Here is a 23,980-nt window from a genome sequence, read left to right on the forward strand (position 1 = left end):
GGACGACGACAACCGTGGCGGTGGCTTCCGTCGCGACGACCGTCCCTCCGGTGGTGGCTTCCGTCGTGACGACCGTGGTGGCAACTCCGGCGGTGGGTTCCGTCGCGATGATCGTGCGCCGCGTCGTGATGACGACCGTGGTGGGTTCCGTCGCGATGACCGTGCGCCGCGTCGTGATGACGACCGTGGTGGCTTCCGCCGTGACGACCGTGCGCCGCGTCGTGATGACGACCGTGGTGGCCGGCCGGGTGGCTTCGGTGGCGGTCGTGACGACCGGCCCCGTGGTCCCCGCCGGGACGACGACAACCGTGGCGGTGGCTTCCGTCGCGACGACCGTCCCTCCGGTGGTGGCTTCCGTCGTGACGACCGTGGTGGCAACTCCGGCGGTGGCTTCCGCCGCGATGACCGTGCCCCGCGCCGGGACGACGACCGTGGTGGGTTCCGCCGCGACGACCGTGCGCCGCGTCGTGATGACGACCGTGGTGGGTTCCGCCGTGACGACCGTGCCCCGCGCCGGGACGACGAGCGTGGTGGCTTCCGTCGCGATGACCGCGCGCCCCGCCGTGACGATGACCGTGGTGGCTACCGTCGCGATGACCGTGCGCCGCGTCGTGATGACGACCGTGGTGGGTTCCGTCGCGATGATCGTGCGCCGCGTCGTGATGACGACCGTGGTGGGTTCCGTCGCGACGACCGTGACCGTGGACCCCGTCGCGACGACAACCGGGGCGGCGGCTTCCGCGGCCAGCGGGACGACCGTCGCGACGACCGGGGTGGCTACCGGGGCCGCGACGACCGCGGCGGCCGGCCGGGCGGCTACGAGCGCCGGGACGACCGCGACCGTGACCGTGAGCCCATCAAGCGGCTGCCCATCCCGGACGACGTCACCGGCCACGAGATCGACCAGGACGTCCGCCAGGAGTTGCTGAGCCTGCCCAAGACGCTGGCCGAGGACGTCGCGCGGAACCTGGTCATGGTGGCCCGGCTCATCGACGAGGACCCCGAGGAGGCGTACGCCTACGCGCGCATCGCCCTCCGGCTCGCCTCGCGCGTCGCCGCCGTCCGCGAGGCCGCCGGTTTCGCCGCCTACGCGACCCAGAAGTACGCGGAGGCGCTCGCGGAGTTCCGGGCGGCCCGGCGGATGACCGGGTCCGTGGAGCTGTGGCCGGTCATGGCCGACTGCGAGCGCGGTCTCGGGCGGCCCGAGAAGGCCATGGCGATGGCCGGTGAGCCCGAGGTGCAGAAGCTGGACAAGGCCGGCCAGGTCGAGATGCGTCTCGTGGCCGCCGGCGCCCGGCGGGACATGGGGCAGCTCGACGCCGCCATCGTCACGCTCCAGAGCCCCGAGCTCGCCTCGAACGCCGTGCACCCCTGGACCCCGCGCCTGCGCTACGCGTACGCGGACGCGCTGCTCGAAGCGGGCCGCGAGGACGAGGCGCGCGAGTGGTTCGGCAAGGCGCTGGAGGCCGACAAGGATGGCGCCACCGACGCCTCCGACCGCCTCGCCGAGCTGGACGGCGTCGAGTTCGTGGACGCGCTGGACGATGACGAGGCCGAGCCCGTCGCCGCCGACGCGGACCGGGACGACACCGACGAGGACGGCGAGTCCCAGGCGTAACGCATGAGAAGAGGGCGGCACCCGCACGGGGTGCCGCCCTCTTTCGCGTTCAGCCCAGGTTCAGGCTGCGCAGGACCAGGCCCGTCGCCGGCTTCGGGCCGAACGACGTCGACTTGCGGGGCATGGTGACGCCCTGGCGGGCCAGGTCCCGGACGAGCTCCTCGCGTACCGGATGCATCAGCACCGCCGTGGAACCGTTCCGCTCGGCCTGCTCCACCGCGGCGGCGGTGTCGTGGATGTACGCGATGTGAGCCGGGTCGTCCGGGATGCGCCACACCCCGTCGAGCAGCGCCGAGTGCAGGACCGTCGCGTCGAGGGTGCGCCAGGCGGCCGGGCGGTCCGCCGGAACCGTGCGGGCCAGCAGCGCCGCGTCCGGGCGGTCGACCAGGTGAAAGCCCCCGTCGCCCGCGAGCAGGAAGGCGTTGCCCTCGGCGGCCGCCCCGGCCAGGGCCTCCATCGCGTCCGGAAGCGGCCCCGCCACCTCCCGTATCCGGAACAGGCCGGTCAGCGCGGCCAGCGCGTCCGCGACGGGCAGTCCGTGCAGCAGGCGGTGGATGGCGCGGACCCGGAGCGGGTAGCGGGCGGTGTCCACCAGGAGGACCAGGCCGTAGTCCCAGGGGCCCGGGTCCGTGTGCTCCTGCTGAAGCCTGAGATAGGTGGCCCAGCGGTGGTGGCCGTCCGCGATGAGTGCCTGGTGCCGGGCCAGGTCCGCCTGGACCTCGGCGCGTTCGGCGGGATCGGTGACCGCCCACAGCCGGTGGCGGAAGCCGTCCTCCGTGGTCGTGCAGAACAGCGGCTCGCGCTCGACGGTCCGCTCGACCACCGCGGTCGCCCCCGTCGCCGTGTCCCCGTCGCCCCGGTACGTCAGCAGCAGCGGTTCCAGATGGGCGGCGGTGGCGCGCATCAGGTCGGCCCGGTCCTCGACCACATGGGCCATGACGTCCTCGTGCGGAAGCACCACGCCGTCCGCCGGGCCCGAGAGCCCGAGGGCGCCGATCACGCCCCGCTGCAGGATCTCGTCGTCGCGCTGCTCGTACACGTACAGGGCGGGCTCGGCGTCCGGGGCGAGGACGCCCTCCGCGAGCCAGCCGTCCAGGGTGGCGGCGGCCCGGGCGTTGCGGGCGGCGACCGTGCCGGCCTGCGGCAGGATCAGCCGGACGATGTTGTGCGGGTCCGCCGACTCCAGGTGCAGCAGCCCGTCGGGCCGCACGACCACGTCGTACGGGGGAGAGGTCACCGCGGCGAGGCTGCCGACCCGCTCGGGGACGTACCGCAGGCCACGGAACGGAAGCAGACGCAGTCCCTGGTCCGCCGTGCCTCGTGTGTTCATCCACGCATCGTATGTGGGCTGCACGGATGCGCGATGATCGGGGGAGAAGCAGTCGAAGAGGAGCGCGGAACATGAGCGGGACGAGCAGGACCAGGCCGAGCGGCAGCAGCACCGCGCTGAGTGAGGCGTACGACACGGCGCTGCTCGACCTCGACGGTGTCGTGTACGCGGGCGGGCAGGCGATCGACCACGCCGTCGAGGCGCTCGGCACGGCCCGGGACGGCGGGATGCACCTGGCGTACGTCACCAACAACGCGCTGCGCACCCCGGCCGCCGTGGCCGAGCACCTGACCGAGCTGGGCGTCCCGGCCGAGGCGACCGACGTGATCACCTCGGCGCAGGCGGTGGCCCGGCTGATGGCCGACCAGCTGCCCGCCGGGGCCCGGGTCCTGGTCATCGGCGGCGAGGGACTGCGCGTCGCGCTGCGGGAACGCGGCCTCGAACCCGTCGAGTCCGCCGACGACGACCCGGTCGCCGTGGTCCAGGGATACGGCGGCCCCGACCTGCCGTGGGGCCGGTTCGCCGAGGCGTCGTACGCGATCAACCGCGGGCTGCCGTGGTACGCGTCCAACACCGACCTGACGATCCCGGGCGCGCGCGGGATCGCGCCGGGCAACGGGGCGGCCGTCGAGGTCGTCCGTATCGCCACCGGCGCCGAACCGCAGGTCGCCGGGAAGCCGCTCCCGCCGATGCACCGCGAGACCGTGCTGCGCACCGGCGCCGAACGGCCGCTGGTGGTCGGCGACCGGCTCGACACCGACATCGAGGGGGCGTTCAACGGCGGCGTCGACTCGCTCCTCGTGCTCACCGGGGTGACCGACGCGGCCCAGCTGGTGACCGCCGTCCCCGAGCACCGGCCGACGTACATCGACGCGGACCTGCGCGGGCTGCTCACCGGACAGCCCGAGGTGACCGAGGACGGCGGGGGATTCCGCTGCGGCGGCTGGACGGCCTCCGCCGGAGGCGGTGCGCTCGTGCTGGACGGCGACGGCGACGCGCTCGACGGGCTGCGGGCGCTGTGCGCGGCGGCCTGGTCGCACGCCGGGGACGGGGCCTGTGACCTGGACGCGGACAAGGCGGTGGCCCGGCTGGGGCTGTGAGGACGGGCCCGGGGCCCGAGAGGCTGGGTAGGCTAACCTAACCGGGTGTTGGTTGAAAGCCCCCCGGATTCCAGTTCCGGCCCGATAGCCGCGCCGGACAAGGCCGCCGCTCCCCGCAGACGTCACGCGGCGAGAGCGGCGGGGCTCCTGGTGGCCGTGGCCGTCCTCGCGCTGGTGTGTCTCGCGTCCATCGGGATCGGCGCCAAGGCGCTGCCGCTCTCCGACGTGTGGCACGGCCTGTTCCACTACGCGGGCAGCGGCGACGACGTCCTCGTACGCAAGGTCCGCGTCCCCCGCACGGTGCTGGGGCTCCTTGTGGGTGCCGCGCTCGGCCTCGCCGGGGCGGTGATGCAGGCGCTGACCCGTAACCCGCTCGCCGAGCCGGGCATCCTCGGGGTCAACGCGGGGGCCTCGGCCGCCGTCGTCTCCGCCATCAGCTTCTTCGGCGTGACCTCGCTGACCGGCTATGTGTGGTTCGCCTTCGCGGGCGCCGCGATCGTGTCGGTCGCCGTGTACTTCCTCGGCGGAAGCCGGTCCTCCACACCGGTGCGGCTCGCGCTCGCGGGGACGGCCGTCACCGCCGCGCTGTACGGATACGTCAACGCCGTACAGCTGCTGGACTCGGCGGCGCTGGACCGGCTGCGGTTCTGGACGGTCGGCTCGCTGGCCTCCGCGAACACCGAGACCGTCGGCAAGGTGTGGCCGTTCATCGCGGCGGGCGTCCTGCTGACCGTGTTCATCGCGCGCCCGCTCAACGCCCTGGAGATGGGCGACGACACCGCCAGGTCGCTGGGCGCGAACCTGACCAGGACCCGGGTGCTCGCGATGCTCGCCGTCACCCTGCTGTGCGGGTCGGCGACCGCCGCGTGCGGGCCGATCGTCTTCATCGGGCTGATGATCCCGCACCTGGTGCGGACCCTCACCGGTCCCGACCTGCGGTGGATCCTGCCGTACGCGGCGGTGCTCTCCCCGGTGCTGCTGCTCGGCGCGGACGTGGTCGGCCGGGTCATCGCGCGCCCCTCGGAGCTCCAGGTCGGTATCGTCACCGCGCTGATCGGCGGGCCCGTCTTCATCTACCTCGTACGACGCAAGAGGATGTCCCAGCTGTGAAGGCCACGACCACGAAGGAGACGGCACGCGCCGTCCGTCCGGTGCGGGCCATGCGGACGGCCGGCGGGTACTCGTTCCGGATGAACGTGCGGGCGGCCCTGGTCGTCCTGCTCCTGGCCGTCGTGGCGGCGTGCGCCGCGGTCGTCCTCATCGGCAGCGGCGACTTCTCGATGACCCCCGACGAGGTCCTGACCACGCTCTTCGGCCACGGCACCTTCCAGCAGGAGTTCATCGTCACCGACCTCAGGCTGCCCCGTGTGCTCGTCGGACTCCTCGTCGGCGGGGCGCTCGGTGCCGGGGGCGCCGTCTTCCAGACCATCTCCCGCAACCCGCTCGGCAGCCCCGACGTGCTCGGCTTCGGGCAGGGCGCCACGGTCGGCGCGCTCACCGTGATCGTCCTCTTCCAGGGCGGTGCGAAGGAGGTCGCGGCCGGTGCGGTCGTCGGCGGCCTGCTGACCGGTCTCGCCGTGTACCTGCTGGCGTGGAAGCGCGGTGTGCACGGCTTCCGGCTGGTCCTGGTGGGGATCGGGGCGGCGGCCATGCTGACCGCCGCCACCCAGTACCTGATCACCAAGGCGAACCTGGTCGACGCGACGCGTGCCGTCGTCTGGATGACCGGCTCGCTGGACGGCCGCGACTGGGCGCAGGTCTGGCCGCTGCTGGTCGTCTGCGCCGTGCTGCTCCCGCTGGTGTACGGGCACGGGCCGGCCCTGCGCGTCATGGAGATGGGCGACGACGCGGCGTACGCGCTCGGGGTACGGGTGGAACGCACCCGCCTCCTCCTCATGGGCGCCGCCGTGCTGCTCGTCGCCGTCGCCACGGCCGCCGCCGGGCCGATCGCCTTCGTCTCGCTGAGCGCCCCGCAGCTGGCGCGCCGGCTGACCCGGTCCACCGGGCCGAACCTGGTGGCCTCGACGTTCATGGGCGCGGCGCTCCTGCTCGTCGCCGACTGGGTCGCGCTCGACGCGTTCGGCGACCGTCAGCTGCCGGTGGGTGTGGTCACCGGGGTGCTCGGCGGCTGCTATCTGGTGTGGCTCCTTGTGACCGAGCGCAAGGCGGGGCGCATATGAGATCCCGCCTCCCCGCCGCCTCTCCTCAACCGCCCGACAGCCGACCGTCCGACCCCCGGAGTACGACCATGCAGCGCCTCACCGCGGACTCGGTGACCCTCGGATACGACCAGCGGGTCATCGCGGAGAACCTCTCGGTCGAGATACCCGACCACTCGTTCACCGTGATCGTCGGCCCCAACGCCTGCGGCAAGTCGACGCTGCTGCGGGCGCTCTCCCGGATGCTCAAGCCGAGCCGGGGCCAGGTGCTTTTGGACGGGCAGTCGATCCACGGGCTGCCCGCGAAGAAGGTCGCCAGGACGCTGGGCCTGCTGCCGCAGTCCTCGATCGCGCCGGAGGGCATCACGGTCGCGGACCTCGTGGCGCGGGGGCGGTACCCGCACCAGGGGCTGCTGCGGCAGTGGTCGCCGGAGGACGAGCGGGTCGTCCAGGAGTCGATGGAGGCGACGGGCGTCGGTGAGCTGGCCGATCGCTATGTCGATGAATTGTCCGGCGGTCAGCGGCAGCGGGTCTGGATCGCGATGGCCCTCGCCCAGCAGACGCCGCTGCTGCTGCTGGACGAGCCGACGACGTACCTCGACATCCAGCACCAGATCGATGTGCTTGACCTGTGTGCCGAGCTGCACGAGACGCAGGGGCGGACGCTGGTGGCCGTCCTGCACGACCTGAACCACGCGGCGCGGTACGCCACGCATCTGATCGCGATGCGGGGTGGGGAGATCGTCGCGGAGGGGGCGCCGGGGGAGATCGTCACCGCGGAGCTGGTGGAGCGGGTGTTCGGGCTGCGGTGTCAGGTGATTCCGGATCCGGAGACGGGGACGCCGCTTGTCGTACCTGCTGCGCGGGCGCGCGTTGCGCGCGGGGCCGTCGAAAAGACGTCCTCAAGCGCCGGACGGGCTTGAGTTTGGCCGGCGTGGGCTCGTCCTGCCGAGGCCAAAGATGTCCTCAATCGCCGGACGGGCTTGAGTGTGCTGACCTCGGCCTGCATGCAGGGCTTGGATTCCTACAACAGTGACTTCAGTTTGAGCAGGTCTCTGAAGCCCGCCTCCAGGCGGACTCGGCCCGAGGCCCAGGCCTTGGCGAAGTTCAGGTCGCCGTCGACCATGGCGACCAGGTCGTCGCCGGTCATCGCGAGGCGGATCTCGGCCTTTTCGCGGGGTGGGCCCTCCAGCGTGTCCAGGACCCGGATGCGGCCGCCGGACAGGCGGCCGGTGAACGTGATGTCCAGGTCCCGGATGTGGCAGCTCAGCGAGCGGTCCAGGTCGGCGGCGCGGCGTACGTCGCCGTCGGCCCCCGCGAGGTTGTCGGAAAGTCTGTCGAGTGCGCTGCGGCACTCCGCCATGGTCGCCATCGTGATCGACGGTACCCCAGCGCTTCGCGGTAGCGTTTCCGCATGAGCGACCCGATGCCCGACACCGTGACGGAGCCCGCGCCCCTCGGAGTCGTACGGACGCCCACCGGCAATGCCGAGGTGGACGGCCTGCTGGAGCGGCTGGCCGACGCCGACCACCTCGCGGCGGACGGACACACCGAGGTGTACGAGGATGTACACCGGGGCCTCCGCGAGGCGCTGAGCGCGCTGGACGCCGGCCCCGCCCCCGCACCCCCGTACAACCACAGGAGCTGAACCGAACGTGGCAGGAGTCGCCCGCCGCCGTCTCGACGCCGAGCTGGTACGCCGCAAGCTGGCCCGGTCGCGCGAGCACGCCAGCCAGCTGATCGCGGCGGGCCGGGTCACCGTCGGCGGCAACACCGCGACCAAACCGGCCACCCAGGTCGAGACCAGCGCCGCCCTCGTCGTCACCAAGGACGACAGCGACCCCGAGTACGTCTCGCGCGGCGGCCACAAGCTGGCCGGCGCCCTCGCCGCCTTCGTCCCGCTCGGCCTTGAGGTCGAGGGCCGCCGGGCGCTCGACGCGGGGGCCTCGACCGGCGGGTTCACCGATGTGCTGCTGCGCGCCGGGGCGGCCCAGGTGGTGGCCGTGGACGTCGGCTACGGGCAGCTCGCCTGGTCGCTCCAGTCCGACGGGCGCGTCGTCGTCAAGGACCGGACCAACGTCCGGGAACTGACCCTGGAGGCCATCGACGGCGAGCCGGCCGACCTGGTGGTCGGCGACCTGTCGTTCATCCCGCTCGGGCTCGTGATGCCGGCCCTGGTCCGCTGCACGGCCCCCGGCGCCGACCTGGTCCTCATGGTCAAGCCGCAGTTCGAGGTCGGCAAGGAACGCCTCGGCAGCGGCGGTGTGGTGCGCGACCCCGAGCTGCGCGCCGAGGCGGTACGGGAAGTGGCCCGCCGGGCGTGGGCGCTGGGCCTGGGGGTGCGGGGCGTGACCGCGAGCCCGCTGCCGGGGCCCTCCGGGAACGTCGAGTACTTTCTGTGGCTGCGGGCCGGAGCACCGGAACTGGATCCCGCGGATGTCGACCGTGCAGTGGCGGAGGGGCCCCGTTGACGACGAATGCGGCACGTACAGTCTTTCTTCTCGCGCACACCGGCCGCCCGGCCGCGATCCGCAGCGCCGAGCTCGTCGTGCAGGGGCTGCTGCGCAACGGCCTGGGGGTGCGGGTCCTCGCCACCGAGGCGGCCGACCTCCCCCTGCCCGCGGCCGTGGAGACCGTCACCGATGCCACGCCCGAGGTGCTCAACGGCTGTGAGCTGCTGATCGTCCTCGGCGGCGACGGGACGCTGCTGCGCGGCGCCGAGCTCTCCCGCGCCTCCGGCGTGCCCATGCTCGGCGTCAACCTCGGCCGGGTCGGCTTCCTCGCCGAGGCCGAGCGCGACGACCTCGACAAGGTGGTCGACCGGGTCGTCACCCGGGCGTACACGGTCGAGGAGCGCATGACGATCGACGTCCTGGTGCACAGCAACGGGGAGGTCGTCCACACCGACTGGGCGCTCAACGAGGCGGCCGTGCAGAAGATGTCGGCCGAGCGGATGCTCGAAGTCGTCCTGGAGATCGACGGCCGCCCGGTGACCGGCTTCGGCTGCGACGGCATCGTGTGCGCGACGCCCACCGGCTCGACCGCGTACGCCTTCTCGGCCGGCGGGCCCGTCGTCTGGCCGGAGGTCGAGGCGCTGCTGATGGTCCCGATCAGCGCCCACGCCCTGTTCGCCAAGCCGCTCGTGACCTCGCCGACCTCGGTGCTCGCCGTCGAGGTCCAGCCGCACACCCCGCACGGAGTGCTGTGGTGCGACGGGCGCAGGACCGTCGAGCTGCCCTCCGGGGCGCGGGTCGAGGTGCGGCGCGGTGCCGTGCCCGTCCGGCTCGCCCGACTGCACCAGGCGTCGTTCACGGACCGCCTCGTCGCCAAGTTCGCGCTGCCCGTCTCGGGGTGGCGGGGCGCGCCCCACTGACCCCGCCCGTGTGCACGCGGGCGGGGAAACCTCGTATGGTCATGTCCGTGTTGGAGGAGATGCGGATACGGTCGCTCGGGGTCATCGACGACGCGGTGGTGGAGCTGTCACCCGGCTTCACCGCGGTGACGGGTGAGACCGGCGCCGGCAAGACCATGGTCGTCACCAGCCTGGGGCTGCTGCTCGGCGGGCGCGCCGACCCCGCCCTGGTGCGGATCGGCGCCAAGGCCGCGGTGGTCGAGGGACGGATCACGGTGGCCGACGGCGACGCGGTGGCGCTGCGCGCCGAGGAGGCCGGGGCCGAGATCGAGGACGGGGCGCTGCTCATCAGCCGCACCGTCTCCGCCGAAGGGCGCTCAAGGGCGCACCTCGGCGGCAGATCCGTGCCCGTGGGCGTGCTGTCCGAGCTGGCCGACGAACTCGTCGCCGTGCACGGCCAGACCGACCAGCAGGGCCTGCTCAAGCCCGCCCGGCAGCGCCAGGCCCTCGACCGGTACGCGGGTGACGGCGTCGCCGGGCCGCTCGCGAAGTACGCGGCGGCCCACCGGCGGCTGCGGGACGTCGCGGCGGAGCTGGACGAGCTGACGACGCGCGCCCGCGAGCGCGCCCAGGAGGCCGACCTGCTGCGCTTCGGGCTCAACGAGGTCGCCGCCGTCGAGCCCCTGCCCGGTGAGGACACCGAGCTGGCCGCCGAGGCCCAGCGGCTCGGTCACGCCGACGCGCTCGCCTCCGCCGCCGCGCTCGCGCACACCGCGCTGGCCGGCAACCCGGAGGACCCGGAGGCCCTGGACGCCACGACCGTGGTGGCCGCCGCCCGGCAGGCCCTCGACGGGGTGCGCTCGCACGACCCGGCGCTCGCCTCGCTCGCGGACCGGGTCGGCGAGATCTCCATCCTGCTCGCGGACGTCTCCGGCGAACTGTCCGGTTACGCGGACCAGCTCGACGCCGACCCGTTGCGGCTCGCCGCCGTCGAGGAGCGGCGCGCCGCGCTCACCGCGCTCACCCGCAAGTACGGCGAGGACATCACCGCCGTACTCGCCTGGGCGCAGGAGGGCGCGGACCGGCTCACCGAGCTGGAGGGCGACGACGACCGGATCGGTGAGCTGACCGTCGAGCGGGACGCGCTGCGCGCCGAACTCTCCGGCCTCGGGCAGGCGTTGACCGACGCCCGGACGGCCGCCGCCGCGTCCTTCGCGGAGGCGGTGACCGAGGAGCTGGCGTCGCTCGCCATGCCGCACGCCCGGGTGTCCTTCGACATCCGGCAGACCGAGGCGGCGGACGAGGCGTCCGGCATCGAGATCGGCGGCCGCAATGTGGCCTACGGCCCGTCCGGTGCCGACGAGGTCGAACTGCTGCTCGCCCCGCACCCCGGCGCCCAGCCCCGGCCGATCGCCAAGGGCGCGTCGGGCGGTGAGCTGTCCCGGGTGATGCTCGCGGTCGAGGTGGTCTTCGCGGGCTCCGACCCCGTGCCCACGTACCTCTTCGACGAGGTCGACGCGGGCGTCGGCGGCAAGGCGGCCGTGGAGGTCGGGCGGCGGCTCGCGAAGCTGGCGAAGTCCGCCCAGGTCGTCGTCGTCACGCACCTGCCCCAGGTGGCCGCGTTCGCGGACCGGCAGCTGCTGGTCGAGAAGACCGTGGACGGCTCGGTGACCAGCAGCGGGGTCACCGTCCTGGAGGGCGAGGACCGGGTACGGGAGCTGTCCCGGATGCTCGCGGGCCAGGAGGACTCCGAGACGGCCCGCGCCCACGCCGAGGAACTGCTCGCCACGGCCCGCGCCGACGGATAGCCGCGGTGGCCGGGGCGCGTCCGCGCGCCCCGGCCGTACGGGTGTCGTGGCGCCGTACACACTTTCACCCGTGCGGGTGGTGTGCGGTGCCCGATTTGTCGTGGTGAGCCCCGGGGTAACGGTTCCGTCGTGCCGGAACGTGCGTACGGACTGGCATCCTTGGCCGTGTTCGTACCCCCGACTCGGGAGCCCCGGGAGCCAATCGACGTGTCACAGCTGCGCACGGTCCAGGTAGTCGGCGGCGGCAGTGCCGGCAGCAGCACGCACGCCGGCGCGCTGGCCGCCGGGCTGGTCGCCCGGGGCGTGCGGGTCACCGTCTGCGCGCCTGCCTCGCTGGACCGCACCCACGACTTCGCCGCCACCGGCGCCCACTTCGCGCCCGTGCCCCGGCGCAGCGACCCGGCGGCCGTCGCCGCCCTGCGCGCCGCCTGCGCCGAAGCGGACGTCGTCCACGCGCACGGACTGCACGCCGCCGTGCGGGCCGCCCTGGCGATCGGCCGCCGGCCCGTCCCCCTGGTCGTCACCTGGCACACCCGGTCCCACGCCGAAGGGGCCCGCCGCCGGCTCCTGCACCTCCTGGAGCGACGGGCGGTGCGCGCGGCCGCCGTGGTGCTCGCCACCTCGTCCGACCTGGTCGACCGGGCGCGCGCCCGGGGCGCCCGCGATGCCCGGCTCGCGCCCGTCGCCGCCCCCAGGGCGCCGCGCCCGACCGGGCCGCCCGCCGACAAGGTCCGCGCCGAACTCGGGGCGGTCGAGCGGCCGTTGATCGTCGCGCTCGGCACTCTCGTACCGCATCACGGCTACGACACCCTGCTCGACGCGGCGGCCGCGTGGCGCCTGCTCGACCCCGTGCCGCTGGTGGCGGTCGTCGGCGAGGGGCGGGAGCGGGCGGCCCTGCGGCGGCGGATCACGGCCGAGGGCCTGCCCGTCGAACTGCTCGGCGACCGGTCCGACGCCGCCGCCCTCCTGGCCGCCGCCGATGTCGCCGTCCTGCCCAGCCGCTGGGAGTCCCGCTCCACCTCCGCCCAGCAGGCGCTGCGGTCCGGGGTGCCCCTGGTCGCCACGGCGGTCGGCGGTACGCCCGAACTCGTCGGGGACGCCGCCGTCCTCGTGCCGTACGCGGACCCCGAGGCGCTGGCCGCCGAGGTGGCCCGGTTGCTCGGGGACCCGGCCGAGCGGGACCGGCTGGCCGCCGAGGGGCTGCGGCAGGCGGCGAGTTGGCCGACCGAGGACGACACGGTGGCCCAGGTGCTCGCGGTGTACGACGAGCTGGCCCGGCCGCGTTGACAGCCCCCGCACCGGCTGCGATCTTGAAAATCGGACCGGGCAATCGGGGAGGGCGTATGGCCGAGGACACGCAGGCGTACGAGGACGAGGGAGCCGCCGTCGGCGCGTTGCCCGGCCCCCTCGTCTCCGTGGAGTGGCTCGCCGCGCGCCTCGGCGCCCCCGGGCTGAGGGTGTTCGACGCGTCGGTCGGCGCTCCCGGGCAGGTACCCGACGCGTCGGTCGGCGCGCGCCGGGGGAGCGGGACGCGGATTCCGGGGGCCGGGGTCTTCGACATCGACGGCGCGCTCTCCGACCACACGGCGCCGGTGCCCCACACCATGCCGGACGCCGCCCGGTTCACCGAGGAGATGCGGGCGCTCGGCCTGAACGACACGGACACCGTGGTCGTGTACGACGCCGCCGGGATCTACTCCAGCGCCCGGGCCCGGTGGATGCTCCGGGCCATGGGCTTCGACCGGGCCGCCATCCTCGACGGGGGCCTGCCCGCCTGGACCGCCGCCGGATTGCCGGTCACCGAGGGCGCACCCGAACCGGCCGCAGGGCGCGGGGACTTCACGGCCAGGCCCCGGCCCGGACTCCTCGTCGGCGCCGGCGAGGTGGCGGAGGCGCTGGCCGATCCGGGGGCGGCGGTGCTCGACGCCAGGACCCGGGGGCGGTTCGAGGGCACGGAGCCGGAGCCCCGGACCGGGCTGCGCGGCGGCCATATGCCGGGGGCCGTCAGCCTGCCGTTCGGCCGGCTCCAGGACGAGGGGCGGATGCGGGCGCCGGACGAGCTGCGCGCCGCGTTCGCCGGTGCGGCCGGTGACCGCGAGCGGCTGTACTTCAGCTGCGGGTCGGGTGTGACCGCCTGCGTCCTCGCGCTGGGGGCCGAGCTGGCCGGATACCGGGACCTGGCCGTGTACGACGGATCCTGGAGCGAGTGGGGGCTGCCCACGGGGGACCCGGCGGCCCCGGAGACCCCGGCGGACCGGCCGGTCGTGACGGGCCCGTAGCGGCGCGGATGTGGCTCCGCCCGGCTGCCGGGGCACGGCAGCCGGGCGGGGAGGAAACGGACCGCGTCCGTCAGCCCACGTACGCCCCGCTCGCCGTCAGCCGCAGGGCCGTGTCGATCAGCGGGACGTGGCTGAACGCCTGCGGGAAGTTGCCCACCTGGCGCTGGAGCCGGGCGTCCCACTCCTCGGCCAGCAGGCCCAGGTCGTTGCGGAGGGCCAGCAGCCGCTCGAACAGCCGGCGGGCCTCGTCGACCCGGCCGATCATCGCGAGGTCGTCCGCCAGCCAGAACGAGCAGGCCAGGAACGCGCCCTCGTCGCCCTCCAGGCCGTCCACGCCCGCGTCGTCGCCCGCGGTCGGGTAGCGCAGGACGAAGCCGTCCTCCGTGGACAGCTCCCGCTGGATCGCCTCGATGGTGCCGATGACCCGCTTGTCGTCGGGGGGCAGGAAGCCCATCTGCGGGATCAGCAGCAGGGAGGCGTCCAGCTCCTTCGAGCCGTAGGACTGCGTGAAGGTGTTGCGCTCGGGGTCGTAGCCCCGCTCGCAGACGTCCCGGTGGATCTCGTCGCGCAGCTCGTGCAGCCGCTCGACCGGGCCCTCCGCGTCGCCGGACTCGATGAGCTTGATCGTCCGGTCGACGGCGACCCAGGCCATCACCTTGGAGTGCACGAAGTGGCGGCGCGGGCCGCGCACCTCCCAGATGCCCTCGTCCGGCTCGTTCCAGTGCTTCTCCAGGTACTCGATCAGCTTGAGCTGGAGTCCGGTGGCGTAGTCGTTGCGGGCCAGGCCCGTCATGTGCGCCAGGTGCAGCGCCTCGGTGACCTCGCCGTACACGTCCAGCTGGAGCTGGCCCGCAGCGCCGTTGCCGACGCGGACCGGGGCGGAGCCCTCGTAACCGGGCAGCCACTCCAGCTCCGCCTCGCCCAGCTCCCGCTCGCCCGCGATCCCGTACATGATCTGCAGGTTCTCCGGGTCGCCGGCCACCGCGCGCAGCAGCCACTCGCGCCAGGCGCGGGCCTCCTCGCGGTAGCCGGTGCGCAGCAGCGAGGAGAGGGTGATCGCGGCGTCGCGGAGCCAGGTGTAGCGGTAGTCCCAGTTCCGGGAGCCGCCGATGTCCTCGGGCAGCGAGGTGGTCGGCGCGGCGACGATGCCGCCGGTCGGCGCGTACGTCAGGGCCTTCAGCGTGATCAGCGAGCGGACCACGGCCTCGCGGTACGGCCCGTGGTACGTGCACTGCTCGACCCACTCGCGCCAGAAGTCCGCGGTCGCCTCCAGCGAGCCGTCCGGGTCCGGGAGCGCGGGCGGCTCGTGGTGCGAGGGCTGCCAGCTGATCGTGAACGCGATCCGGTCACCGGGGGCGACGGTGAAGTCGGAGTACGTCGTCAGGTTCTCGCCGTAGGTGTCGACGGGCGTGTCCAGCCACACCGAGTCCGGGCCGGCGACGGCGACCGTACGTGAGTCCACCTTGTGCACCCAGGGGGTGACGCGGCCGTAGCTGAACCGCATGCGCAGCTCCGAGCGCATCGGCACCCGGCCGCTGACGCCCTCCACGATCCGGATGAGCTGCGGTGCGCCGTCGCGGGGCGGCATGAAGTCGGTCACTCTGACCGTGCCGCGCGGCGTGTCCCACTCCGATTCGAGGATGAGGGAGTCCCCGCGGTAGCGGCGGCGGTCGGCCGCGGGCGGCTCCGTGCCCTCGGGGCGGGCCGGCCCCAGTCGCCAGAAGCCGTGTTCCTCGGTGCCCAGAAGGCCCGCGAAAATGGCGTGTGAATCGAAGCGGGGCAGGCAGAGCCAGTCGGCTGTGCCGTCCCGGCAGACCAGGGCTGCGGTCTGCATGTCTCCGATGAGTGCGTAATCCTCGATGCGCCCGGCCACGTGCATCTCCAGTCGAACGGCCATGTCGCCCCGTGGGGCGCTTACTGCGGGTCAAGAGGGTGTCGCAAGGGGTTGTAGTGGGGGGACCTGCGAACTTTCGGCCTCGCCCGAGCGAGTGTCCGAGCAGGATACGACGCAGCCGGGTGATCCGCGCGACCCTCTTGCCAACCGGAGTGGTCCGGTCTAGCGGGGTGCGAGTGGCATATGCGGCTTGCGCCGCGCTTGCGTACCGGTGGCCGGAAGCGGTCTCTCCCCGTCGCTGATACCCTGGTAGCCCGTGGACCGGTGGTCGTCGGCGAGAGCAGACGAGGCCCCCGAACCGCAGCGACGGCATCTCCGGAATCTCCGGACGGCAACGCCGGCACGCACCTCATGATCGCGACCACGGGAGCCCCCTTTGGCTATGCAGCCCACATCCACGACGACCAAGCACATCTTCGTCACCGGGGGTGTCGCCTCTTCCCTCGGCAAGGGTCTGACTGCCTCCAGCCTCGGCGCCCTGCTCAAGGCGCGCGGTCTCCGGGTCACCATGCAGAAGCTCGACCCGTACCTGAACGTCGACCCGGGCACGATGAACCCGTTCCAGCACGGCGAGGTCTTCGTGACCAACGACGGTGCGGAGACGGACCTCGACATCGGCCACTACGAGCGCTTCCTCGACGTCGACCTCGACGGCTCGGCCAACGTCACCACCGGCCAGGTCTACTCGCAGGTCATCGCCAAGGAGCGGCGCGGCGAGTACCTGGGCGACACCGTGCAGGTCATCCCGCACATCACCAACGAGATCAAGCACCGCATCCGCCGCATGGCCACCGACGACGTCGACGTGGTCATCACCGAGGTCGGCGGGACCGTCGGCGACATCGAGTCGCTGCCGTTCCTGGAGACCGTGCGCCAGGTCCGCCACGAGGTCGGCCGGGACAACGTCTTCGTCGTGCACATCTCGCTGCTGCCCTACATCGGCCCCTCCGGCGAGCTGAAGACCAAGCCCACCCAGCACTCCGTGGCCGCGCTGCGCAACATCGGTATCCAGCCGGACGCGATCGTGCTGCGCGCCGACCGCGACGTCCCGACCGCCATCAAGCGCAAGATCTCCCTGATGTGCGACGTGGACGAGGCCGCCGTGGTCGCCTGCGTGGACGCCAAGTCGATCTACGACATCCCCAAGGTGCTGCACACCGAGGGCCTGGACGCCTACGTCGTCCGCAAGCTCGACCTGCCGTTCCGCGACGTCGACTGGACCACCTGGGACGACCTGCTGGACCGCGTCCACAATCCCGACCACGAGGTCACCGTCGCCCTGGTCGGCAAGTACATCGACCTGCCCGACGCCTACCTCTCGGTCACCGAGGCCATCCGGGCCGGCGGCTTCGCCAACAAGGCCCGGGTCAAGGTCGAGTGGGTCGCCTCCGACGACTGCAAGACCCCGGCCGGTGCGCAGAGGGCCCTCGCCGGCATCGACGCGATCTGCATCCCCGGCGGCTTCGGCGAGCGCGGCGTGGTCGGCAAGGTCGGCGCGATCCAGTACGCCCGCGAGAACAAGGTGCCGCTGCTCGGCCTCTGCCTCGGCCTCCAGTGCATCGTGATCGAGGCGGCCCGCAACCTCGCCGAGATCCCCGACGCCAACTCCACCGAGTTCGACGCCGCGACCGGCCACCCGGTCATCTCGACCATGGAGGAGCAGCTCGCGTACGTCGAGGGCGCCGGTGACCTGGGCGGCACCATGCGGCTCGGCCTCTACCCGGCGAAGCTCGCCGAGGGCTCGCTGGTCCGCGAGGCCTACGACGGCGAGCCGTACGTGGAGGAGCGCCACCGCCACCGCTACGAGGTCAACAACGCCTACCGCGCCGAGCTGGAGAAGAAGGCCGGCCTGGTCTTCTCGGGCACCTCGCCGGACAACAAGCTCGTCGAGTACGTCGAGTACCCGCGCGAGGTCCACCCGTACCTCGTCGCCACCCAGGCGCACCCGGAGCTGCGCTCCCGGCCGACCCGCCCGCACCCGCTCTTCGCCGGCCTGGTGAAGGCGGCCGTCGCCCGCAAGACGGGCGCCGCCGCCGGGGGCGAGCAGGGCAAGTAAGCGGCACCTCCGCAGGCGTTACGGTTGACCGGGGCGCGCGTCCGAACAGGGACGCGGGCCCCGGTCACCGTTTTTCGTGGGAGGACGCAGATGGGTTTCCAGGACACGCCCGAGGAATGGCGCGTCACCGAGAGCGCGACCCCGTTCCGGGGGAAGAAGACCAGCGTCCGCTCCGACGATGTCGAGATGCCCGACGGTACGGTCGCGCACCGCGACTACCAGGTGCACCCCGGCTCCGTCGCCGTGCTCGCGCTGGACGACGAGGACCGCGTCCTCGTCCTGCGCCAGTACCGCCACCCGGTCCGCCACAAGCTGTGGGAGATCCCCGCCGGGCTGCTCGACGTGCCCGGCGAGAACCCGCTGCACGCCGCGCAGCGCGAGCTGTACGAGGAGGCGCACGTCAAGGCCGAGGACTGGCGGGTCCTCGCCGACATCTACACCTCGCCCGGCGGCTCCGACGAGGCCGTACGCATCTTCCTCGCCCGGGACGTCTCCGAGGCGGAGGGCGAGCGCTTCGAGGTCGCCGAGGAGGAGGCCGACATGGAGCTGGCCCGGGTGCCGCTCCAGGACCTCGTGCGCAAGGTCCTCGCCGGCGACCTGCACAACAGCTGCCTGGTCGTGGGCGTGCTCGCGCTCACCGCGGCCCTCGCGGGCGACGGCGTCGACGCGCTGCGCCCGGCCGACGCGCCCTGGCCGGCCCGGCCCTTCGAAGCCTGACGGCCCGGCCCTTCGAAACCTGACGGGCGCCGTCTCCTCGGGGCTTGACGGGCCGTCCGAAGCCCTGCGGGGCAGTCGATGAGGCCGTCCGTACGGTCACTCCCGCGCATCTCCCGATCGTAAAAAATGCTGATCCGATCGGGGGATGCCCGGGTCGCGCTCCCCCTTCTCCGGACACCCGCCTGAACTACGCTTCGAATGCCCTGACCGGAGTCCCGCAGGGCGACGCGTCAGCGAAGTGGAGCGTGGCCCGTGACGGATCAGGCGGTGGACACCAGCGGCCCGGCCGAGGCAGCGGGGACCGAGGAGCCGCCCGCGCCGGAACCAGCCCGATTCTTCGGCCGCGAACGCGAGTTGAAGGAACTCCGCGACGACATCGAACGCGCCGGGCTCGACACCATGGCCGGCCGCCGCAGCGCCCGCGCCCGGGTCCTCCTGATCGCCGGACGCCCCGGCTCCGGCCGCACCGCGCTCGCCTCCGAACTCGCCCGCCGCCTCCTGGAGACCGGCGACTACCCCGACGGGCTGCTCCGCGTCCGGCTCGCCGAGACCGGCGTCGGCCCCGTCCCCCCGGAGCGCGCCGCCCGCGACCTCCTCGGCCGGCTCGGCCTGACCGGACCGCCCGGCGCCGACGCCGACGAGCTGTCCGAAATGGTCCGCGAGGCCCTGGCCGTCCGCCGGGTGCTCCTCCTCCTGGACGACGCGGCCGACGCCGAACAGGTCGACCCGCTCCTCCCCGACAACCCGGACTGCCTCGTCGTCGCCACGTCCGAGGGCCCGCTCACCGGCATCCCCGGCGTCCGGCCCTGCACCATCGGCGGCCTGGACGCGGGCTCCGCCGTCGAACTCCTCGGCCGCGCCACCGGCCAGGTCAGGATCACCGTCGACCCCCTGACCGCCCAGACCCTGGCCGAGGAGTGCGGCGGGCAGCCGGCCGCCCTCGTCCTCGTCGGCGGCTGGCTCGCCACCCGTCCGACCACCTCGGTGGCCGACGCCGGCCGACAGCTGCGCGCGCTGCCGGACGACCCCGAACCGCCCGCCGGGACGCGCCCGCTGACCCGCGCCTTCCGCTTCGTCCACGACTCCCTGCCGGCCACCCCCGCCCGGATACTGCGCCTGCTCGCCCTCGCCCCCGGCGGTCTCGCCGACGCCCACACCGCCTCCGCGCTGGCCGGCTGCTCCGTCTCGGCCGCCCGGACCACCCTGGACGACTTCGTCACCCTCGGCCTGCTGCGCCGCGAGGGCACCGACGATCCGCAGTACGAGGTGCCGGGCTGCCTCGCCGGGCTGCTGCGGGCGCTCCTGGCGGACCGGGACCGCCCGGCCGAGATCCAGCTCGCCCGGGCCAGGATGCTGGAGCGCACCGTGCGCCTCCTCCAGTCCTGCCGCGCCGTCACGGACCCCGAGGGCTCGCCGTCCCGCCGCAAGCTGGCCGGCCTCCCGCGCACCCTGCGCTTCCCGGACCCGGAGACCGCCGCCGCCTGGCTGCGCGCCCGCAGGCCCGCCCTGCTGGCCGCCGCCCGGATCGCCGTCGAGGACGGGGAGCTGGACACGCTGGCCCGCCGCCTGGTCGCCGCGCTGGTGCGGGCGCTCGCCGCGCACGAGGGCACCGACGCCGCCGCCCCCGACCTCTACGCCCTGCACGGACTGGTGCTGGCCGTCGCCGAGCGCCGCGACCTGCCCCGCGAGCGGGCGGCGGCCCTGCTCAACCTGGCCGACCTGGACGCCGGGACCGGCCGCACCGGGGAGGCGCTGGCCCGCTACCGGGAAGCGCTGGACGCCGGGCGGGCCGCGAAGGACCCGTACGCCACCGGGCGGGCCATGGAGTCCGTCGGCGGCGCCTACGCGGAGCTGGGCGACTACCACCGGGCCTCCGACTGGTACGGACGGGCGCTCGCCCAGCGCCTCACCCAGGGCGAGCCGGCCGAGGCGGCGCGCCTGTACGGGCGGCTCGGCACCGTCCACACCTACGCCGGGCGGTACGGCGAGGCGCTGCGGAACTGGCGGGCCGCGGCGGCGGGCCACCGCAGGCTCGGCGACCTCGCCGCCCAGGCGCGGGCCCTCAGCGAGATGGCCCGGGTCCAGGAGTACGCGGGCCGCCCGCAGGAGTCGCTGCGCACCTGCCGGGAAGCCGTGGAGTGGGCGCGGCGGGCCAAGGACGTACGGCTTCAGGCGGCGCTGGAGCTGCGGCTCGCGGACACCCTGGACCGGCTCGGTGACCCCGCGGCGGCGGGGCTGCACCGGGGCACGGCCGACAGATTGCTGGGCGAAGCGAGTGCAGCCTGCGAAACCGGCAGTGCTTCATCAGAAAAATAATGCTTTGCAAGGCTAGACAGCGGGAAGCCCTTCATTAGACTGGCTGTACCGCGGCCCTTCGCGGTGCCTTCACATGCGATGCATCCACCCGTTTTGCATTGCTGTGCCCGGATTATCCTCTGAGCCAAGGACCGTGATCGACATGAAGGTCGGCATCCCCCGCGAAGTGAAGAACAACGAGTTCCGCGTGGCGATCACGCCTGCCGGTGTGCATGAGCTCGTCCGCCACGGCCACCAGGTCGTCGTCGAGCGGAACGCCGGAGCGGGCTCGTCCATCACGGACGGGGAGTACGTCGCGGCGGGGGCGGAGATCCTGCCCACCGCCGACGAGGTCTGGGCCGCCGCCGACCTGCTGCTCAAGGTCAAGGAGCCGGTCGCCGAGGAGTACCACCGCCTCCGCAAGGGTCAGACCCTCTTCACCTACCTGCACCTCGCCGCCTCCCGCGCGTGCACCGACGCGCTCCTGGAGTCGGGCACCACCGCCATCGCGTACGAGACCGTCGAGACGGCCAACCGCGCGCTGCCGCTGCTCGCCCCGATGTCCGAGGTCGCGGGCCGGCTGGCCCCGCAGGTCGGCGCTTACCACCTGATGCGCTCGGCCGGCGGCCGCGGCGTGCTGCCGGGAGGGGTCCCCGGTACGGCGGCCGGCCGCGCCGTCGTCATCGGCGGCGGTGTCTCCGGCTGGAACGCCACCCAGATCGCGGTGGGCCTCGGCTTCCACGTCACGCTGCTCGACAAGGACATCAACAAGCTCCGCGAGGCGGACAAGGTCTTCGGCACCAAGGTGCAGACCGTCGTCTCCAACGCCTTCGAGCTGGAGAAGGCCGTGGTCGAGGCCGACCTCGTCGTCGGTGCCGTGCTGATCCCCGGTGCCAAGGCCCCGAAGCTGGTCACCAACGAGCTCGTCGCCAAGATGAAGCCCGGAAGTGTACTTGTCGACATTGCAATTGATCAGGGCGGCTGCTTCGAGGACTCGCACCCCACGACGCACGCCGAGCCGACCTTCCAGGTCCACGACTCGGTCTTCTACTGCGTCGCGAACATGCCCGGCGCGGTGCCCAACACCTCGACGTACGCCCTCACCAACGCGACGCTGCCCTACATCGTGGAGCTCGCCAACCGGGGCTGGGCGGAGGCGCTGCGCCGTGACGCCGCACTCGCCAAGGGCCTCAACACCCATGACGGACAGGTCGTTTACCGCGAGGTGGCTGAGGCGCACGGCCTCGACCATGTCGACTTGAACACGCTCATCGGCTGACCCGGGTCAACCCCTTCGTCAACTCCGTGCGTCCGGCCGGACCTTGCTGTCGAGGTCCGGCCGGACGCATGCCGGGGCCGTGCGCGCCCCCGAGCAACTCGTCTCGAACGTAACCCTTTAACCGTTTCGTACACTCGGGAAAAGTGTGTACCGAGGGTTGCGCGCCCTTGACAGCGGGGCGTTCGATTGCCGACACAACGGGCCGGGTCCGGCGGATTGTGTTGCTGCGGACAGGGGACACGCCATAGAGTCGCCAATCGTCGGCATGGTGCCACGCTGACCTATCGATAAGTTCCTGGTCACGTCCAAGGAGGTAAGACGACTTGTGAATGAGTCGACAATTACTCCCGGGGGTGTTCAACCAGGGATGCCTGCACGGGGCCAGAGCCCGAACGGGCTGGAGGCTGTCGGCTCCGTCGCTGTCCGCACCTTCGCCACCCACCAGCACATGACGACAGCCCCCCAGATGATGGACGGCCTACACGTGAACGCCATGGCCGGCAACGAGAGTGGCCGGGACACCGCCCCCCTCGCCGACTTCGCCGAGACGCCTCAGGCGCATTTCTACGACCCCGACGCCGAGTACGAGCCCGACCCGGAGTACGCGGCCACGCTCGCCCCGGACGCCGCCCGGCAGCGCCGCGAGCGGATCGGCCCGACCGGCCGCCCCCTGCCCTACTTCCCGATCCCGGGCCCGCTGACCGACCACGGCCCCGCGAAGATCATCGCGATGTGCAACCAGAAGGGCGGCGTCGGCAAGACCACGTCGACCATCAACCTGGGTGCCGCGCTGGCCGAATACGGACGGCGTGTCCTGCTGGTCGACTTCGACCCGCAGGGCGCCCTCTCGGTCGGCCTCGGGGTCAACCCGATGGAGCTCGACCTCACCGTCTACAACCTGCTCATGGAGCGGGGCATGGCGGCCGACGAGGTCCTGCTGAAGACCGCGGTCCCCAACATGGACCTGCTCCCCAGCAACATCGACCTCTCCGCCGCCGAGGTGCAGCTCGTCAGCGAGGTGGCCCGCGAGTCCACGCTCCAGCGCGCCCTGAAGCCGCTGATGGCCGACTACGACTACATCGTGATCGACTGTCAGCCCTCGCTCGGCCTGCTCACGGTGAACGCGCTGACCGCCGCGCACAAGGTGATAGTCCCGCTCGAGTGCGAGTTCTTCGCGCTGCGCGGGGTGGCGCTGCTCACCGAGACGATCGAGAAGGTCCAGGAGCGGCTCAACCCGGAGCTGGAGCTCGACGGCATCCTCGCCACCATGTACGACTCCCGTACGGTGCACAGCCGCGAGGTCCTGGCGCGGGTGGTCGAGGCGTTCGACGACCACGTCTACCACACGGTCATCGGGCGCACGGTCCGCTTCCCGGAGACCACGGTCGCCGGTGAGCCCATCACCACGTACGCCTCCAACTCGGTCGGTGCCGCCGCCTATCGTCAGCTCGCCAGGGAGGTGCTCGCCCGGTGTCACGCCGAGTGAGTCTGCCCGGGGCCGACGAACTGTTCCGTACGACCGGGGGGATGGGGCTCCAGTCCTCGTCGCCCGCCGAGCGGAGGCGCAAGGCGAACGGCGAGGCCCGGGTCCCGGCCCCGGCCGACGAGAACGACCCCGGGGCCGAGGCGCCGGGGGAGACCGCCCCGGACCCCGGTACCGCCCCCGCGCGCCCGGAGCACGCGGCGGCCGGCGCCGACGCGGGCGACTCGCGCAGCCGGACCGCCGATGCCGACCGGGTCGCCGTCGCCGCCCAGGCCGGCCGCCGCCCGCAGCAGCCCGCCGAACCCGCCCCGGCGCCCGTCGTGCAGCAGCAGCGCCGGCGCGGCGGCGGACGCGGTGCGAACCGGCGGCCCAGCGGCCGCGAGCGCCACGACGAGAAGATCACGGTCTACGTCTCCGCCGAGGAGCTGATGGACCTGGAGCACGCGCGCCTCGTCCTGCGCGGCGAGCACGGCCTCGCCGTGGACCGGGGCCGGATCGTCCGCGAGGCGGTCGCCGTCGTCCTGGCGGACCTGGAATCGCGCGGCGACGCGAGCATCCTCGTACGACGGCTGCGCGGCCGCTGACCGGTACGGCGCCGGTAGCCTGCCCG

Annotated in this window: 21 protein-coding genes; 17 read left to right on the plus strand and 4 right to left on the minus strand. The window is 73.2% G+C overall.

Going from position 1 to position 23,980, the window contains the following annotated elements; genetic code table 11:
* The coding region (locus ACIQZN_RS27925; RefSeq protein WP_403999384.1) for a hypothetical protein at positions 1–895 on the minus strand (895 nt) is incomplete at its 3' end.
* Positions 896–925: 30 nt separating this feature from the next.
* Here ACIQZN_RS27925 and ACIQZN_RS27930 point away from each other — a divergent pair.
* The gene (locus ACIQZN_RS27930; RefSeq protein ID WP_403999721.1) at positions 926–1,618 is read left to right on the plus strand and encodes a tetratricopeptide repeat protein; all 693 of its coding nucleotides are present in this window, start codon (positions 926–928) and stop codon (positions 1,616–1,618) included.
* Between the two features lie 49 nt (positions 1,619–1,667).
* Here ACIQZN_RS27930 and ACIQZN_RS27935 read toward each other — a convergent pair whose 3' ends face one another.
* Entirely contained in the window at positions 1,668–2,948 is a 1,281-nt protein-coding gene (locus tag ACIQZN_RS27935; protein ID WP_403999387.1) for a DUF1015 family protein, read from the minus strand.
* Positions 2,949–3,019: 71 nt separating this feature from the next.
* On the opposite strand from ACIQZN_RS27935, the gene ACIQZN_RS27940 reads away from it, so the two are divergent.
* From ACIQZN_RS27940 to ACIQZN_RS27955, 4 genes are all read left to right on the plus strand, one after another.
* Positions 3,020–4,048: an HAD-IIA family hydrolase gene (locus tag ACIQZN_RS27940; RefSeq protein ID WP_403999390.1), complete on the plus strand. Its 1,029-nt coding sequence runs from the start codon at positions 3,020–3,022 to the stop codon at positions 4,046–4,048.
* A gap of 150 nt (positions 4,049–4,198) precedes the next feature.
* A complete protein-coding gene (locus ACIQZN_RS27945; protein WP_403999724.1) occupies positions 4,199–5,158 on the plus strand; it encodes a FecCD family ABC transporter permease in 960 nt (319 codons plus the stop codon).
* Positions 5,155–6,228: a FecCD family ABC transporter permease gene (locus ACIQZN_RS27950; protein ID WP_403999392.1), complete on the plus strand. Its 1,074-nt coding sequence runs from the start codon at positions 5,155–5,157 to the stop codon at positions 6,226–6,228. The genes ACIQZN_RS27945 and ACIQZN_RS27950 overlap by 4 nt, the downstream gene beginning before the upstream one ends.
* 68 nt (positions 6,229–6,296) lie before the next feature.
* Positions 6,297–7,130: an ABC transporter ATP-binding protein gene (locus ACIQZN_RS27955; RefSeq protein WP_403999395.1), complete on the plus strand. Its 834-nt coding sequence runs from the start codon at positions 6,297–6,299 to the stop codon at positions 7,128–7,130.
* A gap of 101 nt (positions 7,131–7,231) precedes the next feature.
* Here the strand turns inward: ACIQZN_RS27955 and ACIQZN_RS27960 are convergent, their stop codons facing one another.
* On the minus strand, positions 7,232–7,579 hold the full coding sequence (locus ACIQZN_RS27960) for an SCP2 sterol-binding domain-containing protein (RefSeq protein WP_026171585.1): 348 nt from the start codon (positions 7,577–7,579) through the stop codon (positions 7,232–7,234).
* A 42-nt stretch (positions 7,580–7,621) separates the two neighbouring features.
* Here ACIQZN_RS27960 and ACIQZN_RS27965 point away from each other — a divergent pair, with 42 nt between their 5' ends.
* The 6 genes from ACIQZN_RS27965 to ACIQZN_RS27990 all read left to right on the plus strand — a co-directional run bounded on the left by ACIQZN_RS27965 (position 7,622) and on the right by ACIQZN_RS27990 (position 13,646).
* On the plus strand, positions 7,622–7,855 hold the full coding sequence (locus ACIQZN_RS27965; RefSeq protein ID WP_403999398.1) for a hypothetical protein: 234 nt from the start codon (positions 7,622–7,624) through the stop codon (positions 7,853–7,855).
* A gap of 7 nt (positions 7,856–7,862) precedes the next feature.
* Positions 7,863–8,678, plus strand: coding sequence for a TlyA family RNA methyltransferase (locus tag ACIQZN_RS27970; RefSeq protein WP_403999401.1), 816 nt, complete (start codon positions 7,863–7,865; stop codon positions 8,676–8,678).
* The gene (locus tag ACIQZN_RS27975) at positions 8,675–9,580 is read left to right on the plus strand and encodes an NAD kinase (protein ID WP_391264254.1); all 906 of its coding nucleotides are present in this window, start codon (positions 8,675–8,677) and stop codon (positions 9,578–9,580) included. Before ACIQZN_RS27970 ends, ACIQZN_RS27975 begins: the two co-directional genes overlap by 4 nt.
* Before the next feature lie 41 nt (positions 9,581–9,621).
* The gene (gene recN, locus ACIQZN_RS27980; protein ID WP_403999404.1) at positions 9,622–11,367 is read left to right on the plus strand and encodes a DNA repair protein RecN; all 1,746 of its coding nucleotides are present in this window, start codon (positions 9,622–9,624) and stop codon (positions 11,365–11,367) included.
* A 207-nt stretch (positions 11,368–11,574) separates the two neighbouring features.
* Positions 11,575–12,654, plus strand: coding sequence for a glycosyltransferase family 4 protein (locus ACIQZN_RS27985; RefSeq protein WP_403999407.1), 1,080 nt, complete (start codon positions 11,575–11,577; stop codon positions 12,652–12,654).
* A 56-nt stretch (positions 12,655–12,710) separates the two neighbouring features.
* Positions 12,711–13,646: a sulfurtransferase gene (locus ACIQZN_RS27990; RefSeq protein ID WP_403999410.1), complete on the plus strand. Its 936-nt coding sequence runs from the start codon at positions 12,711–12,713 to the stop codon at positions 13,644–13,646.
* Between the two features lie 70 nt (positions 13,647–13,716).
* Here ACIQZN_RS27990 and ACIQZN_RS27995 read toward each other — a convergent pair whose 3' ends face one another.
* Positions 13,717–15,519 (minus strand): glycoside hydrolase family 15 protein, encoded by a 1,803-nt coding sequence (locus tag ACIQZN_RS27995; RefSeq protein WP_403999727.1) that lies wholly within the window; start codon positions 15,517–15,519, stop codon positions 13,717–13,719.
* 403 nt (positions 15,520–15,922) lie between these two features.
* On the opposite strand from ACIQZN_RS27995, the gene ACIQZN_RS28000 reads away from it, so the two are divergent.
* The 6 genes from ACIQZN_RS28000 to ACIQZN_RS28025 all read left to right on the plus strand — a co-directional run bounded on the left by ACIQZN_RS28000 (position 15,923) and on the right by ACIQZN_RS28025 (position 23,954).
* On the plus strand, positions 15,923–17,596 hold the full coding sequence (locus ACIQZN_RS28000; protein WP_403999413.1) for a CTP synthase: 1,674 nt from the start codon (positions 15,923–15,925) through the stop codon (positions 17,594–17,596).
* Between the two features lie 90 nt (positions 17,597–17,686).
* Positions 17,687–18,313 carry an NUDIX domain-containing protein gene (locus ACIQZN_RS28005; RefSeq protein ID WP_403999416.1) on the plus strand — a complete coding sequence of 209 codons (627 nt, stop codon included), beginning with the start codon at positions 17,687–17,689 and terminating at the stop codon, positions 18,311–18,313.
* 252 nt (positions 18,314–18,565) lie between these two features.
* The gene (locus ACIQZN_RS28010; protein WP_403999419.1) at positions 18,566–20,629 is read left to right on the plus strand and encodes a tetratricopeptide repeat protein; all 2,064 of its coding nucleotides are present in this window, start codon (positions 18,566–18,568) and stop codon (positions 20,627–20,629) included.
* A gap of 142 nt (positions 20,630–20,771) precedes the next feature.
* A complete protein-coding gene (ald, locus tag ACIQZN_RS28015; protein WP_403999730.1) occupies positions 20,772–21,887 on the plus strand; it encodes an alanine dehydrogenase in 1,116 nt (371 codons plus the stop codon).
* Between the two features lie 367 nt (positions 21,888–22,254).
* Positions 22,255–23,373 carry a ParA family protein gene (locus ACIQZN_RS28020; protein ID WP_073968097.1) on the plus strand — a complete coding sequence of 373 codons (1,119 nt, stop codon included), beginning with the start codon at positions 22,255–22,257 and terminating at the stop codon, positions 23,371–23,373.
* Complete coding sequence (locus ACIQZN_RS28025; protein ID WP_403999733.1) at positions 23,370–23,954, plus strand: hypothetical protein; 585 nt, start codon at positions 23,370–23,372, stop codon at positions 23,952–23,954. Before ACIQZN_RS28020 ends, ACIQZN_RS28025 begins: the two co-directional genes overlap by 4 nt.
* The last annotated feature ends 26 nt before the right edge of the window (positions 23,955–23,980 follow it).

This window comes from Streptomyces sp. NPDC097595, assembly GCF_044761525.1.
Taxonomy (GTDB): domain Bacteria; phylum Actinomycetota; class Actinomycetes; order Streptomycetales; family Streptomycetaceae; genus Streptomyces; species Streptomyces drozdowiczii_A.